General features: G+C 60.6%; 16 protein-coding genes. All 16 read right to left on the reverse strand.

Features of this window, described 5'->3' with window-relative positions; translation table 11 throughout:
• Positions 1-26 precede the first annotated feature (26 nt).
• The 16 genes from A9404_RS01060 to A9404_RS01135 all read right to left on the reverse strand — a co-directional run bounded on the left by A9404_RS01060 (position 27) and on the right by A9404_RS01135 (position 13,960).
• Complete coding sequence (locus tag A9404_RS01060; RefSeq protein WP_066097868.1) at positions 27-932, reverse strand: hypothetical protein; 906 nt, start codon at positions 930-932, stop codon at positions 27-29.
• A gap of 30 nt (positions 933-962) precedes the next feature.
• Complete coding sequence (locus A9404_RS01065) at positions 963-2,969, reverse strand: protein-L-isoaspartate(D-aspartate) O-methyltransferase (RefSeq protein ID WP_066102560.1); 2,007 nt, start codon at positions 2,967-2,969, stop codon at positions 963-965.
• A 299-nt stretch (positions 2,970-3,268) separates the two neighbouring features.
• Positions 3,269-4,177: a c-type cytochrome gene (locus A9404_RS01070; RefSeq protein WP_082922639.1), complete on the reverse strand. Its 909-nt coding sequence runs from the start codon at positions 4,175-4,177 to the stop codon at positions 3,269-3,271.
• Positions 4,178-4,194: 17 nt separating this feature from the next.
• Positions 4,195-4,869: a c-type cytochrome gene (locus tag A9404_RS01075; RefSeq protein ID WP_197490384.1), complete on the reverse strand. Its 675-nt coding sequence runs from the start codon at positions 4,867-4,869 to the stop codon at positions 4,195-4,197.
• A gap of 244 nt (positions 4,870-5,113) precedes the next feature.
• On the reverse strand, positions 5,114-5,383 hold the full coding sequence (locus A9404_RS01080; protein WP_066097872.1) for an HPr family phosphocarrier protein: 270 nt from the start codon (positions 5,381-5,383) through the stop codon (positions 5,114-5,116).
• 57 nt (positions 5,384-5,440) lie between these two features.
• A complete protein-coding gene (locus A9404_RS01085) occupies positions 5,441-5,833 on the reverse strand; it encodes a PTS sugar transporter subunit IIA (protein WP_066097874.1) in 393 nt (130 codons plus the stop codon).
• A complete protein-coding gene (gene rapZ / locus A9404_RS01090) occupies positions 5,833-6,726 on the reverse strand; it encodes an RNase adapter RapZ (RefSeq protein ID WP_066097876.1) in 894 nt (297 codons plus the stop codon). Before rapZ ends, A9404_RS01085 begins: the two co-directional genes overlap by 1 nt.
• An 88-nt stretch (positions 6,727-6,814) precedes the next feature.
• Positions 6,815-7,693 (reverse strand): hypothetical protein, encoded by an 879-nt coding sequence (locus A9404_RS01095; protein WP_066097878.1) that lies wholly within the window; start codon positions 7,691-7,693, stop codon positions 6,815-6,817.
• A 39-nt stretch (positions 7,694-7,732) separates the two neighbouring features.
• Entirely contained in the window at positions 7,733-8,215 is a 483-nt protein-coding gene (locus tag A9404_RS01100; protein WP_066097881.1) for a PTS sugar transporter subunit IIA, read from the reverse strand.
• Between the two features lie 166 nt (positions 8,216-8,381).
• A complete protein-coding gene (hpf, locus tag A9404_RS01105) occupies positions 8,382-8,672 on the reverse strand; it encodes a ribosome hibernation-promoting factor, HPF/YfiA family (RefSeq protein WP_066097883.1) in 291 nt (96 codons plus the stop codon).
• An 18-nt stretch (positions 8,673-8,690) separates the two neighbouring features.
• Positions 8,691-10,199, reverse strand: a complete 1,509-nt coding sequence (locus A9404_RS01110; RefSeq protein ID WP_066097885.1) for an RNA polymerase factor sigma-54 — start codon at positions 10,197-10,199, stop codon at positions 8,691-8,693.
• A gap of 207 nt (positions 10,200-10,406) precedes the next feature.
• Complete coding sequence (lptB, locus tag A9404_RS01115) at positions 10,407-11,141, reverse strand: LPS export ABC transporter ATP-binding protein (RefSeq protein WP_066102566.1); 735 nt, start codon at positions 11,139-11,141, stop codon at positions 10,407-10,409.
• A gap of 14 nt (positions 11,142-11,155) precedes the next feature.
• Positions 11,156-11,767: a lipopolysaccharide transport periplasmic protein LptA gene (lptA, locus tag A9404_RS01120; RefSeq protein WP_066097887.1), complete on the reverse strand. Its 612-nt coding sequence runs from the start codon at positions 11,765-11,767 to the stop codon at positions 11,156-11,158.
• Complete coding sequence (gene lptC / locus A9404_RS01125) at positions 11,764-12,435, reverse strand: LPS export ABC transporter periplasmic protein LptC (protein ID WP_066097889.1); 672 nt, start codon at positions 12,433-12,435, stop codon at positions 11,764-11,766. Before lptC ends, lptA begins: the two co-directional genes overlap by 4 nt.
• A 14-nt stretch (positions 12,436-12,449) precedes the next feature.
• Positions 12,450-12,977, reverse strand: a complete 528-nt coding sequence (locus A9404_RS01130) for a KdsC family phosphatase (protein ID WP_066097891.1) — start codon at positions 12,975-12,977, stop codon at positions 12,450-12,452.
• 11 nt (positions 12,978-12,988) lie between these two features.
• Complete coding sequence (locus A9404_RS01135) at positions 12,989-13,960, reverse strand: KpsF/GutQ family sugar-phosphate isomerase (RefSeq protein ID WP_066097893.1); 972 nt, start codon at positions 13,958-13,960, stop codon at positions 12,989-12,991.
• Positions 13,961-14,213 lie beyond the last annotated feature (253 nt).

A 14,213-nucleotide genomic window follows, 5' to 3' on the forward strand; every position in this document is an offset into this window, starting at 1 on the left:
CCGACCCTTCGTCGCGCATACCCGGCCTAAATCGTCGGGTTGGCGCTGAAATCCCCAAGAAGATAGCCGGGGCAGTGGGCATTGCAGGCCATCACGTGGGTGATGGCTTCGCGATCGTAGTGATCACCGGAACGGTAGGTGTCGAAGTAGGCATGGAGCCGTTCGACCCGTTCGGGCATGGCCCCGACGGCTTGCAATCCGATCGAGATGCCATAGTTGGTGAAGGCGAACCTGAGGTGATCCAGGCCGGGTTCCCGACAGAAATAACCGGATTCGACCCACAGGTGATCCAGCATCACGAGGCATCGCGCCTGCTGGCTTTGTGCCCACGCTTCATCGGGATGAAAATGACTCATCCAGAGCATCATGCCGACCCCCAGATCCTGGGTGATCATGAGGTTGGGTTCCATCTGGTCGATCAGTGACCGCATCTCCCCGATTTCCCGCGCGAGCTGCCGTTCATCCAGCATGCGATACGAGACGTATCCATCGAAGGCGTCCAGCGCGCCATAGCCACAGCCCGGGTAGGATTGGGCGAGATCCTCCGTCATCTTCCAGAGTACACCCTGGCCCGGCTGGACGAAGGCTTCATGAATTGCGTGCGCGCGGTCGATACCGGTCTGTCGATAATCGGGTATGTAACGGGCAAGCGTTGCCAGGGCATACAGCCACATCGCGATGTAGTGGAAATATTGGCCGTCGCGGTCGGGCGCTTCGCCGATGCGCCATCCTCTTGGTCGCCCCAGTACGCGGTCGACCTGTTCGACGACCCATTCCGCCTCGTCCAGAAAGCGGGTTTTCCCGGTCAGCGCGTGGAGGGAAACGAGCAGGACGACGCCCAGCGCGTCGGTCCAGAGATAGCGCAGGCCATTGGGCCAGATTCGTTCCCGCTTCATCCAGTGCAGCCGGTCTTCGACGAATGGTAGATTCATGTCTTGGGTCCTCCGTTTCGGGATGCTCCGTCAGATTCCGAAGGGATACGTATCCGGTAGACTCTTGAGCATTTCGGTCGCGAGTGGCTTGATCGCCGTCGTCCGGTCGAACCAGATGAATTCATCGAACTGTTGTGGCAGTTTGGCCGTGAAGTAATGGCTCTGCCGTTCGCTTTCCGGGCGATAGATGACACCGATGGCGCGCTGGAGGCGTGCCTGGTTGAGCCCCTGGATCAGGCCGGGATCCCGAGCCGTTCGCAGGGGCAGCAGGAAACGGTCGATCCCGGAATCGTGGCAAAGCCATTCATAGCTATTTTCCAGAGCAGGGCGGACCGTCATGATTTCCATCGGTGAATCCCAGTTCTCCGCAGCAGCCACCGTGCCCGTATCGGTTCCGAGCCCGATGGCATAGGCATTTTCTCCGAACTGCCGACGGCAGAGATGACCGATGTTGAATTCGCCCCGTTGGGACATCTCCGTGGCGGCCGAGTCGCCGACATGGGAATTGTGCGCCCAGATGACCGCCTTGCTCTCTGGTCCGTGATGGGCGAGGAGTGCTACCAGCGTGTCGAACATGTGGCTGTCGCGCAGATTCCAGGAACTGCGTGAGCCGTAGTACATGGTGCGGTAATACCGTTCGGCATTGGTGACCAGTCGGGCGTTTTGTACGGCATCCAAAAACCGTTCGCCATCATGCTCGGCGTAGGCCTGTCGTTTTGTCAGCAGCTCTTTGAGCATGGTGACGACTTCCTGTTCGCAATCCTGGTATTGGCGCGTCAGTGCGGCGTGTCCGTAAGCGGCCGGATCCGACTGCCAGGGCGTGAGGCATCCGTAGCGTTGGCGCGCGACTTCGGCAGTGGCGGGATCAACGGATTGCAGGTAATCCAGGATCGAGCGGATCGAGTTGTAGAGGCTGTACAGATCCAGACCATGGAAGGCGATCCGTTCGTTGCTCGACCGGTCGGCGTTATAGGCGCGTAACCAGTCAACGAAATGCCGGACTTCCTCGTTTCGCCACATCCAGGTCGGGAAGCGCGCGAACGCCGTCCACTCGGACGGCGGGTATTCGGCATGGCGCACGTAATGATCGATGCGGGCGGCGTCCGGCCAGTCGCCCTCGATGGCGACGAAACTGAAACCCTTGCTCTCGATCAGTTCCCGCGTGATGCGGGCGCGTAGGCGGTAGAACTCCGAGGTGCCGTGCGAGGACTCGCCCAGCAGCACGATCCGCGCGTCTCCGATTCGTTTCATCAAGGGAGCAAGATCGACGTATTCGATATCGGTGAAGGATTCGCAACGATCGGCGATGAGGGCGGCGAGCTTGATCTCGGCCACGGGAGGGGGCGCAGGCTGGCGCCGTTCGGTTGCCTCGAAGCGCTCTTGTTTCCAGCCTTCCTCGCCCAGCAGAGGGACGAAACGAACATCGGCCAGGTCCTCCGTCTTGAACTCGTGCTCGCCGATGCGCGTGACCCGAATCAGTTCTTGCGAAAGTTGATCGAAACCGACCGGGATGATCAGTCGGCCGCCGATCTTGAGTTGGTTCTTCAGCGATTCGGGAACCATGGGGCCGCCGGCGGCAACGATGATCGCGTCATAGGGGGCGTGTTCCGGCCAGCCGCGCGTGCCATCGCCCTGCAGGACATGAATATTGTTGAATCCATGGGCCTGGAATACGGCCTTGGCGTCTTCGGCCAGTTGGACGATCCGCTCGACGCTGTACACCCGGGCGGCAATGCATGATAGAACGGCTGCTGCGTAGCCCGATCCGGTGCCGATGTCGAGGACGGTTTCCCCGCCCTTGAGATCGAGGGCATCGATCATCATCGCCACGATATATGGCTGGGAGATGGTCTGGTTGCCGGCGATCGGCAGCGGTGCATCCTCATAGGCGAATTCATGCAGCGCCGCCGGGAGGAACAGTTCACGGGGAACCGTTCGCATCGCTTCGAGCACGCGGCGTGATTTGACGCCCCGCGCTTCGATTTGGTGTTTCACCATCCAGTCCCGTTGTTGTGATTGGTCGATTATCGCGTGCATGTTCGTCCCCTGTTTGCGCTGGCGTTGCATGGCTCGAATCCAGTCCACGGCAGCACGAGCAGTTATTCGATCATGCGCGCGGGGGCATCGGCGATCCGTGGCCAGCAACGGAATCGCCGTATGACCGCTCTGGATGCTACGCTCAAGCGGCTGTTTGTAAAGGGGTTGATCGTGTAACGAAACCGATACAGACGGTGTGGCAGCGGCTGGCCCCGGATGGCCCCAGATGTCCGGTGAGCGATGGGGGTGGAAGGTCGTGCCGACCGTGCCGGGTGTTCCGGTGGTCGGCGGGGCCAGTCTTATTTCGGTACGGTACCGGCGGGCGGCGTATTCGCCGGATTGCCCAGCTGCTTGCCGTCGATGGTTTGACCGTAATAGTCGTACTTCGTATTCGGGTGGAATTTGGCCCGGGTTTCTTCCACGGAGCCGGTGAAACGCGGATCCTGGGGCCTCGGACGACTGTTGATGTAGGCAGCCACGTCCCAGGCCTGTTGCTCGGTCAGGGTCTTGGGCATGCCGAATGGCATGTTGGCATGGATGAAGCTCGCGGCAGTACTGACAGAGTGCATGCCGGCGCCCCAGTTGTAGGAGTTCTTGCCCCAGAGCGGCGGGAAGACGACCTGACCATTCACCGTGCGTCCCTGTCCGTCACTACCGTGGCAAAGTGCGCAACTGGCCTCATAGACCTTCTGTCCGCGCGTCAGATCGGGAGACTCGGCGGGGGCTGCCAATTTGGGAAATCCACGACCCGCCATCTTCTCGTCGCCCACGGGCGCACCCTTGGCAAGGAAATAGCTATAGCTTTCCAGGGCGAGCAACACGTCGCTGTTCAAGGGGGGCGCCTTGCCGTTCATGGAGTACATGAAGCAGCCCTGCAGCCGTTCCTGATAGCTGTTTACCTTCTTGTTCTTGCTGCGATAGGCGGGGTAGGCCGGGTAGGCGGCCCAGAGCGGTGCGCTGTCCGCCAGACGACCGGCATCGAGGTGGCAGTTGGCACAGCTCAGACTGTTGCCGACGTATTTCGGTGCGTATTTCGGGGTATGGTTGAAGATCTTCTGACCGAGTTTGATCATGTCGCCGAAGGGGCCTTCGGGGATGGCGCTGTCCGGCGGGGGGACGAAGTGGGCCACAGCGGTATCCGGAGCCGCCTGCACCGACTGCCCGGCCAGGAGCAATACGAGGGACGCGATGAGTCGATATGTGATCATGGGAACCAGCTCCTGAATTATTGGACGGAGATTTTTGCCAGATAGCCGGCAACCGCCGTGATTTCCGCAGGGGTGAGTCGCTTGGCGACGGCGGCCATCAGTCCGCCGGCACCCGGGGCGCGGTGATCCTGTTGCCAGGCCTTCAGCTGTTCCTCCGTATAGGTGGCGGATTGACCGACCAGCGCCGGGAAACTTGGTTTGACGCCAACCCCCATGGGGCCGTGGCAGGCAAAACAGGCCGGAATGCCGCGTGACCAATCACCTTGGGTTAGCAGGTTCTGCGCCAGCTTGTCCTGATCGGAGCTTGCGGCGGGGAGTGCCGATACCTTCGGTGCAGGCAGACTGGCGTAGTAGGCCGCGACCGCCTTCATCTGCGCCGGCGTCAGCTGCTTGGCGAAGGGGGACATGATGGGATTGCTGCGTGTACCGTCCGCATAGTCCGTGAGTTGTTCGCTCAGGTAGGCGGCACCCATGCCGGCCAGACGGGGAAAGTTGGCGAGCGGATTCCCTTGGCCCTGGGTGCCGTGACAGGTGGCACAGGCCGGAACGCTCCCGATGCCATGGGCGGCGATCTGTGCGCCGGTCAGGTCTGCAGCCTGAACGTTCAATGCGGCCGACAGGCCGGCACCGAGCCCCAGAAGCACGCCGATCATTCGCGCCCGCGGGGTGCGGGCAGTCTTGGGTGATGTCACGTTCCAATCCTCCTCGAGGTTGTTAGACGAGGGGTGCGCGCCGAAGCACGGGCCCTCCGGTCGGGCATTAGCATGCATCGCCGCAAATTCGCGAACCGCCGGCCATTGCCGACAGGGGCGCCCGCAACACGCGGATGGACATGCGTGGTTTGAATGTAGTTGATGTTTTTTACTCTCGCGCTCATGGGCATCCGTGATTTTTTTTGGGCGAGTGAAAACGGGATTTATGGTCAGAGGTGCGCCATCATTCAGGTTCGCCGAACCGGTTCTCGATCAGTTCGCGTAGCGCCGTCATTGCTTCGTTTTCATCGGCACCTTCCGTGGCGATCCGAATCTCGGTGCCCCGGGCGGCGGCCAGCATCATGAGTCCCATGATGGATTTGCCGTTCACGACCTTGCCGTGACAGATCACGCTGATCTTGCAGCTGAACTGCGAGGCCGTCGTGGAGAATTTGGCGGCCGCGCGGGCATGGAGCCCCAGTCGGTTGATGATTTCGATATTTTGCTCGGGCATGCGCTATTCCCTTTCGGTCGTCCTGAGACGATGGATTCCCGCGGTGACGGACAGGGATTAAATCCCATCCCCTTCGATGATGCCTTCACGACCGCCCGTCGCGACCCGCTCGGTCATCTGGGGGAGGTTCAGCTGCGGGTAGTTCATGGCGCGGACCACCATGGGCAGATTGACCCCGGAGATGACCCGGACACGGTTCTTGTCTTTTAGTCGATGGGCGATGTTGGAGGGTGTGGAGCCGTACATGTCGGTGAGGACCAGTACGCCGTCCCCTTCGTCCAGATCCGCAATACGACGACGCGCGCGGTTGAGCAGGTCGATGGGGTCGTCATCCTGATGGACGGAGAGCTCGCCGGCGGGCATGGGAATCTTTTCCAGCATGTCGGTGGCGGTTTCGAGTAACTGCTCGCCAATTTTGTTATGACAAATCAATAGGATGCCAACAGTCATTATCGCTCCGTTTCTAAATCACGATGTCGGATGAGGATATTGGGAAAGGCGGTCTTCAGATCCGTATAGAGATGCTCGACCATGTAGACCGACCGATGCTTGCCGCCGGTGCAACCGACGGAACAGGTGACGTAACTTCGATCGGTCTGCGTGATGGCGGCAAGCGTGTCGCCCAGAAATCGTGCGAGATTCGCGCGCGTTTCGTGGGTGATGGGGTGCTGCTCGAGGTATTCGATGACCTGGGTCGTCTTGCCGCCATGGGGCCTGAGATCCGGTAGCCAGTGCGGGTTGGGCAGGTGGCGGATATCGAACAGGAAGTCGCTGTCCAGCGGAATGCCGTTCTTGAAGCCGAAGGATTGCAGCAGGATCAGCGGACCGCGCCGGGCGCCTTCGAGGATCCGGTTGCGGATATCCTCACGGAACTGGTGGATGCTCGTATGGCTCGTGTCGATGATCAGGTCGGCCTGATGGCGCATCGGGGCCAGCAGTTCGGCCTCCCGCTGAATGGCTTCGAGCAGATGTTCGACCTTCGGGGAAAGCGGGTGGCGTCGTCGCGTCTCGCTGAATCGGGCAACGAGGCGCGCTTCGCTGGCTTCTAGGAAGAGACTCTGTATCTTCAGGTTTTCATAGGTTTTCCGAAGACTCTGGATTCGTGCCGGCAGGGCATTCAGTGCGGCTTCAGGCGAGCGTGCATCGATACTGATGGCGATCCCGCGCGCATTGATCTCGCCCTGCCTGAAGAGCAACAGGAGATTGTCCAGCAGTTCGGGGGGCAAGTTGTCGATGCAGTAGAAACCTGCATCCTCCAGGGCTGCCAGGGCAATAGATTTCCCGGAGCCCGATTGTCCGGTGACAATCAGTACGGTTTCGGGGATGGCGAGCATGTGTTGCATTGGCGCTAGTGTATCTGTATCCGGACCCGGTGCCGACTATTACGTCGACATTGTGCCGGATAGCGGGATCTGACCACCAGCGCGCCGCTCATTTTTCCGGGTAGGGGTGCCACTGGGCGGCATACGGCTGGCCCAGCAGGCGCTCACCGGTCGTCGATCGTTCCAGATTATGTTGACGGACCACGGTTTCGACGAAGACGGCGATGTTTCGACCCGGAGCCACGGGTAATCGGAACAATGGGAGCTCTTCACCGCAAATGCTCACCTTGCTCCGTTCGCCATGAAGCCGGGACTCGGCGCGCATCGACCGATGGTCCGCCGCATACAACTCGATGATCAGGCGGAGGTTTTTTCGCTTTTTCAGGGCGTTGTCGCCAAACAGGGCGCGGACATCGATGATCCCGAGGCCGCGGACTTCCAGATGGTCGCGGATGGTTTCCGGGCAGCTTCCCTCGATGCCCTGATTGCCGCGCACGAAGCACGGCGCGTCGTCCGCGATCAGACGGTGGCCGCGGGAAAGCAGTTCCAGGGCCAATTCGCTCTTGCCGATACCCGATTCCCCCGTGATCAGTACACCTGATCCGGCAACCTCCATGAAGACGCCATGCTGCCAATGTTGCGTGGCGCTCTGCCGATGGGTCCTGAGCCATTCGGAGATTTCGTCCACGGTCATCGTGCAGTGGAGGATGTTGGCGGCCGTACGGGCTTGCGTGGCAACCCAGGTCGGAACCTCCTCGGGGGTGATGTCGCAGAGAATCCAGATTTCGGCATAGGTCGGAACCGGATCATTACGCTCGCTCAGGGCGCGCCGTAACGGTGCGTCGATCAGGGCGATCGGTTTCGGATCGAGGGGGTTCAGGCGATCGAAGGCGGACTCTGGGTCGAAGAGACGGCGATAGACCGGGTCCCGGGTATCCGTCGGGTGTTTGGCGTCCAGAGGCTGAATGACGGGGACGGCGCGGTGCATCGGGTGGCTCAATGCGGATATCGCGACAGGAACCGACGCTTATTCGGCATCGGCGGCTGGCGGATCGTGCAGCCATTCGATGAGCAGGTTGCGCACGCGCTCGGGGCTTTGCGCCTGCATGATGGCGTCACGGTCATCCGGGCTGGACAGGTGCTCTGCCAGGGAGCCCAATACCATCAGGTGTGCTTCGGGGCATTCTTCCGGGACGATGAACCCGATAATCAGATTGACCGGCTCGTTGTCCGACGCACCGAAATCGATCCCTTCGGTCAGGCGGATCAGCGCGCCGCGCGGACGCAGCGTTTCGCTATCCCGGCCATGGGGAATCGCGATGCCATGGCCGATTGCGGTACAACCCAGCCGTTCGCGTTCGATCAGGATTTCGTAGATGTGGGTCGCGCTTTGGCCGCCCAGTTGGTCATCGGCCAGCAGGCCGGCGAGAACTTCGAGAACCCGTTTGCGGCTTTGATAGACCTCATCGATCAGAATGTGCTGCAAGGGGAACAGTTCAGCGATGTTCATGAAGCACCTGTTCGCAGGTTGGAATGCTGTGGGTGAGCGGGACGGGACCGGTAAAAATCGAGCAAGAGGATACTCCAAAAAGTCAGTCGGGGCACGCAAGTGAATGCGATACCCCGATTAATTGGCTCATGGTTGTGCGTTTATCGAGCGTAAGATCGTGTCTCGATCAGCGGTGCTCGGTCATTTTTTCCTTGTGCTTGACGATCTGGCGGTCCAGCTTGTCGACCATGGCGTCCACGGAGGCGTACATGTCCTCGGAGGATGCGTCGGCGTGGACATCGTTGCCGCTCATGTGCAGTGTGGCTTCTGCTTTCTGGATCTTCTTTTCCACCGTCAGAATGACATGAACGTTGATCACCTTGTCGAAATGTCGCTTGAGCCGCTCGAACTTGTTTTCCACATGGTCCCTGAGCGCATCGGTGATGTCGACATGATGTCCGGTGATTTCAATTTGCATGGTGAGCTCCTTTAGGCCTTAGATCAGGCGCTTTCGGTCGGTGGACGAGGCGATGCCCATCGCCTCGCGGTACTTGGCAATCGTGCGCCGAGCGACATCGATGCCTTGTTCGGTAAGCAGGTCGGCGATCTTGGCGTCCGACAAGGGCTTGCGGGGGTTTTCCTCATTCACCAGCTTCTTGATCATGGCGCGAATGGCCGTGGCCGAACATTCGCCGCCGTCGCTGGTGCCGACATGACTGGAGAAGAAGTACTTGAATTCGAAGGTGCCGCGCGGGGTCAGCATGAACTTCTGGGTGGTGACCCGACTGACCGTCGACTCGTGGAGGGAGAGTTCGTCGGCGATTTCCCGGAGGACGAGGGGCTTCATCGCCACTTCGCCCTGTTCGAGAAATTCTGTCTGATGGGCGACGATGGCCCGGGCCACGTTGAGCAGGGTTTCATTCCGGCTGCGCAGACTCTTGATGAACCAGCGCGCTTCCTGCAGATGGCTGCGGATGTAGCTGGCGTCCTCACCGCGCGAGCTGCGGTTGATCATGCGGGCATAGGTCTGGTTGACCCGAAGTTTCGGCGCGATTTCCGGGTTCAGGTCCACATGCCAGGCATTGTTCCGGAAACTGACCAGCACGTCCGGAATCAGGTAATCCGCTGCGACGGAACCGACACTGGATCCCGGTCGGGGATCGAGGCCCTGCAGAATCATCAGGGCGCCTTCAAGCGCGGTCTGATCCACGCCGAGGGCCCGTTGTGCCTGTTGGTACTCGCGCTGGGCAATGGTTTCGATGAGGTTCTGTTCGCAGATCCGCATGGCGACGTCGCGATAGGGCAGATCTTTCGGTTTGTGCTGCAGCTGCAGGCAGAGGCATTCGTTGAGATCTCGGGCGCCTACGCCAATCGGGTCGAGAGACTGGATGAGATGTAGGACGGTCGTGATGTCCTCGATCTGGAGGTTCGGCCAATCTTCGATCAGCATGGCGTGAATTTCTTCCAGGCTGTCCGCGAGGTACCCCATGTTGTCGATCGACTCGATCAGGGCGGCGGCGATGGCCGTATCGCGCTGCGTCAGATGGGTCAGGTGGATCTGACTCAGCAGATGATCCCGGAGGCTTTCGACGCCGCTGGAGGTCGTCGCGTAGGGATCGAATTCGTCGTGATTGTTTTCCGGCGCGCTGAATGAGGTGCTGCCGTCGGATTCGTAGTAGTCCTCCCACTGCGAATCCACGGTGAACGGATCCTCCGGCGTGGTTTCGTCCGTGCCCGAGAGCAGGGCTTCGCCGGCAAGCGCATTGGGGTCTTCCTGATAGTCCGAATCGACCGTCTCGCTGCCCTCGGCCAGTTCGGACGAGGGACCCTCGCCTTCAGAGAAGTCGTCAGTGTCGGCAATTTCCAGCAGCGGGTTGGTTTCGACTGCCTGCTGAATCTCCAGTGCGAGTTCCAGTGTGGAGAGCTGCAGCAATCGAATCGACTGCTGCAATTGCGGCGTCATCGAGAGGCTTTGCCCCAGGCGAAGTTCCAGGCCGGCTTTCATGACTGGGCGAGCCCGGCGTGATCTTGGGGCAAATGAATCTTGTCTGATGTTCCGTCGGCATCAGAGGTGGCTGGGTAGGGGATTGTCGATCGCAGGATTATGAACATGTGAGTTAGTTTAACTGAAAAACACGGTCCGCCAATATGGGATTGCATCTGCGCCAACGCATCGAATTGTCCCCGAGTGAATCGCCGCGAGCGGGCGTGATCAGAGGGTGAAATGCTGTCCGAGATACACCGCACGGACTTGCTCGTTGGCGAGAATCGCCTGGGGCGTGCCTTCGGCCAGGATCTGCCCATCGGAAACGATATAGGCACGCTCGCAGACGCCGAGGGTCTCGCGGACGTTGTGATCCGTGATCAAAACGGCGATGCCGCGCTCGCTCAGATGCGTGACGATCCGCTGGATGTCGATGACGGATATCGGGTCGACGCCAGCGAACGGTTCGTCCAGCAGAATGACGCTGGGGTTAGCGGCCAGTGCCCGAGCAATTTCAACCCGCCGACGTTCGCCCCCGGAAAGGGCCTGCCCGAGATTGCGACGGATGGAGCGGATATGCAGTTCGCCCAGCAGGCTTTCCAGTGTCGTCTGTCGTTGAACTGGGCTGAGATCGCGCCTCAGCTCTAGCACGCCCATGATGTTCTGCTCGACGGTGAGCTTGCGGAACACCGATGCCTCCTGCGGGAGGTAGCCGAGTCCCAGGTGGGCTCTTTCGTCCACCGGCAGCAGGGTGATGTCCTGCCCGTTCAACCAGATCTGCCCCTGATCGGCGGCAACGAGGCCGACGATCATGTAGAAACTGGTCGTCTTGCCGGCGCCGTTCGGCCCGAGAAGGCCGACGACTTCCCCCGCCTGCACTTCCAGCGAGACGCCTTGGACGACGGCACGCGCGCCGTAGTGCTTGACGAGGGACTCCACGAACAATACGGGTGGCTGCTTCATGTTCTGGTCTTGCATTACGGTTTGACGGATTGCGTCGAGGTATTTCCGGATGGTGTGTCATCCGTGGATGACGGGTTTTCCTTCTTGTTCCGCGGCTGGATGGTGACATGCACGCGGCCACCGTTATCGGGGCCTCCGGCCTGAACGACTTCATCCTTCATGTTGTAGGTGATGCGCTGGGCGGCGAGACGATCGCCCTGACGGTTCAGTTGGGCATTTCCGGTCAGGACGATTTTCTGTTCGGTCGCCAGGTAGGTGGCGTGGGTGGCGGAACCCTTCACCAGCTGGTTTTTTTCATCCAGTTCCTGAAAGGTGGCGGGCTTCCCGTCCAGTTCGGCGCGAACCAGTTGACCGTTCTTGACGTACAGCGTGGCCTTGTCGCCGGTGGCATGCAGGCTACCCTGATCGATGACGACCTGACCGGTATAGACGCTGGTGCCATTCTTGTAGTCGGTGATTTTTTCGTTGGCCGACACCTCGATCGGCTTGCTCCGGTCGGCCTTGGCGGCAAACGCGTTCGGGCTTGCCAGTGCCAGGGCTGCCAGCGTCAGGGCGATCAGCGACGTCCCCGTTCGTGATGTCGGGTACTCCTGCAGTGCGGGCGTGTGGAATGGGTTCTGTATCATGGCTGCGCTCCGAGGGCGGTCTGGTCCTGGGAAGAAGGGGAATCGTCTGGTTGACGTGTCGCGGGGGTTGGTGTCTGTACTGTTGCGGCGGGACGATAGCTGTCCTGAACTTGGGACTGTTCGAGTCGCTGTTCCCGGTAGTTCAGACGGAAGCTTGTGGCGTCGCTGGACCAGACCGGGTTGCCCTGGTCATCGAGTTCCGCGAACCGGCTCTTGTCGTCACTGCGTGCGGTGTCCGTTCTGGGCGAGATGTCGAGCGTCTCGCTGCGGAAACGGAGTGGACCCTGCCGATTGTACGCGGCGCGTTGCCCGATTACCCCGCCGCTCAAGCGGATGTCGGTCAGCGCCTCGTCGGCCGTGCCGATCGGTGCGGCGAGTCGCCATGGCGGCCCGGCGTGCTGGCGGTCCGAGACGATGAGTTCGGGGGCTGACATCGCATACCCACGATCGCCCGTATCGTGCTGTACGGTTTTGCCATGGAGCGTCCACTGGAGCTGGCCGGATGCCCCGAACTGTCTGGCGACAAATCCGGTGAAACGCTGGTCGGTTTCTGCTGCATGTCCTGTTTGCGGGCCCGCATGTTCCAGATTGTTGCGCCAAAGCAGGAACCCGAGCACCACGAACAGCAGTGTCGCGAGCGTGATCTGACTGATGACGTTCTGGGGCACGGTTGACGTCGTTCCTACTGATGATCGGCGATGACGGTCGACCAGGCGTCGCGGGCATCGATAAGTAGATCGATGAACTCGCGGACGGCACCCTGTCCACCGCCCAGGGTCGTCACCCAGTCCACCCGGGCGCGGATGGCGGCGGGCGCATCGGCCACGGTTGCGGAAACACCGGCGCGGTTGAGCATGGGGAGATCAATCACGTCGTCGCCCATCACGGCAATGGCCTGGAGCTCGACGTCCAGGGTTCGAGCCAGCTCCTCCAGGGCCGGCCCCTTGTCCTTGATGCCGATCATGCAGTGCCGGATGCCGAGATTCTCGGCCCGATGGCGCAGCGCGGGGGACGCCCGGCCGGAAATGATCGACACCTCGATGCCGATCTTTTGTGCAAGTTTGATGCCGTGACCATCCCGGGAATGAAACACCTTGTGTTCCTCCCCCTGCTCCGTGAAATGGAGGCGTCCATCCGTCAGGACACCGTCCACGTCGAGCACCAGTGCCCGGATCTGTTTCAGGCGGGTCAACAAATCGGTTTGACTCATGTACGTATCCCTCAGGCAACGCCAGCGCGAAGCAGGTCGTGCATGTTCAATGCGCCGATGACGGTCCGGTTGTCGTCGAGCACGAGCAATCCATTGATCTTGTCGCGCTCCATGATGGCCATGGCTTCGGCCGCCAGGATGTCTTCGCTGCAGGTTCTGGGGTTGCGGGTCATCACTTTTTCGATTGGCAGATTGAGATCGAATTCGGTCTGGTCCAGGATGCGGCGCAAATCCCCGTCGGTGAACAAACCCAGCAATTTCTCGTCGTCATCGATGACGGCGGCCATCCCCAGTCCGCCGGAGGAGATGGTGATCAGGGTCTGCTTGATCGTCTGGTTGTACTGGACCTTGGGAATGCGTTCCCCGGTATGCATCACGTCGCGCACCCGCAGCAGCAGGCGACGGCCCAGTGCCCCACCAGGGTGCGACAGGGCGAAATCCTCGGGCTGGAAGGCACGCGCGTCGAGCAGCGCGACGGCCAGAGCGTCGCCCATCACGAGGGCGGCGGTTGTGCTGGCGGTCGGTGCCAGATTCAGCGGGCAGGCTTCCCGGGCTACGGATGTATTTAGATGTGCATCAGCAGCCTGTGCCAGAGTCGATTGCGGTTTGCCGGTCATCGCGATCAGGGGGCTCCCCAGGCGCTTGATCACCGGAAGGATGGCCAGTACTTCGGCGGTTTCTCCCGAGTTGGACAGGGCGAGCACGACATCCTTGCGGGTGATCATCCCGAGGTCGCCATGACTGGCCTCGCCGGGGTGGACAAAGAAGGCCGGTGTGCCGGTGCTGGCCAGCGTGGCGGCGATCTTGCCCCCGATGTGGCCTGATTTTCCCATGCCCGTCACGATCACCCGACCTTCGCAGCGGAGCATCAGTTCGCAGGCGTTGACGAAGGCCTCGTCGATTCGCTCGCTCAGGGCCAGACAGGCTTGGGTTTCGATATCAATGACTTGCTTAGCCATTGCCAGAAGGTTATTGGGATTCATAGATATTCGATATGATGATGCACACAAAAAAGGCAAGGCAGTATAGCAGCCGACGCCGTCCCGCCCTCAATCCGGTTGATTTCTATAGGCGGCATGGGCGGCGCAGCGGGCGATGCCCCCGGAATTTGCGAGGCAGGATTGTGCGGCAAGGCGTTACAAATTTGCACAGCAGGCGGGACAAATAAATGTTAGTCTCGCTATTATTTCGCATGCGAACAACCTGGTGTTTTATCGGGTCGTGGCCAGGGTTGCG

The organism is Halothiobacillus diazotrophicus (genome assembly GCF_001663815.1).
Classification (GTDB): domain Bacteria; phylum Pseudomonadota; class Gammaproteobacteria; order Halothiobacillales; family Halothiobacillaceae; genus Halothiobacillus; species Halothiobacillus diazotrophicus.

Coding starts and splice junctions, on each gene's coding strand:
- A9404_RS01060 (WP_066097868.1), bottom strand. CDS start 932: ATGAATCTACCATTCGTCGAAGACCGGCTGCACTGGATGAAGCGGGAA.
- A9404_RS01065 (WP_066102560.1), bottom strand. CDS start 2,969: ATGCACGCGATAATCGACCAATCACAACAACGGGACTGGATGGTGAAA.
- A9404_RS01070 (WP_082922639.1), bottom strand. CDS start 4,177: ATGATCACATATCGACTCATCGCGTCCCTCGTATTGCTCCTGGCCGGG.
- A9404_RS01080 (WP_066097872.1), bottom strand. CDS start 5,383: ATGCCCGAGCAAAATATCGAAATCATCAACCGACTGGGGCTCCATGCC.
- A9404_RS01085 (WP_066097874.1), bottom strand. CDS start 5,833: ATGACTGTTGGCATCCTATTGATTTGTCATAACAAAATTGGCGAGCAG.
- rapZ (WP_066097876.1), bottom strand. CDS start 6,726: ATGCAACACATGCTCGCCATCCCCGAAACCGTACTGATTGTCACCGGA.
- A9404_RS01095 (WP_066097878.1), bottom strand. CDS start 7,693: ATGCACCGCGCCGTCCCCGTCATTCAGCCTCTGGACGCCAAACACCCG.
- A9404_RS01100 (WP_066097881.1), bottom strand. CDS start 8,215: ATGAACATCGCTGAACTGTTCCCCTTGCAGCACATTCTGATCGATGAG.
- hpf (WP_066097883.1), bottom strand. CDS start 8,672: ATGCAAATTGAAATCACCGGACATCATGTCGACATCACCGATGCGCTC.
- A9404_RS01110 (WP_066097885.1), bottom strand. CDS start 10,199: ATGAAAGCCGGCCTGGAACTTCGCCTGGGGCAAAGCCTCTCGATGACG.
- lptB (WP_066102566.1), bottom strand. CDS start 11,141: ATGAAGCAGCCACCCGTATTGTTCGTGGAGTCCCTCGTCAAGCACTAC.
- lptA (WP_066097887.1), bottom strand. CDS start 11,767: ATGATACAGAACCCATTCCACACGCCCGCACTGCAGGAGTACCCGACA.
- A9404_RS01130 (WP_066097891.1), bottom strand. CDS start 12,977: ATGAGTCAAACCGATTTGTTGACCCGCCTGAAACAGATCCGGGCACTG.
- A9404_RS01135 (WP_066097893.1), bottom strand. CDS start 13,960: ATGAATCCCAATAACCTTCTGGCAATGGCTAAGCAAGTCATTGATATC.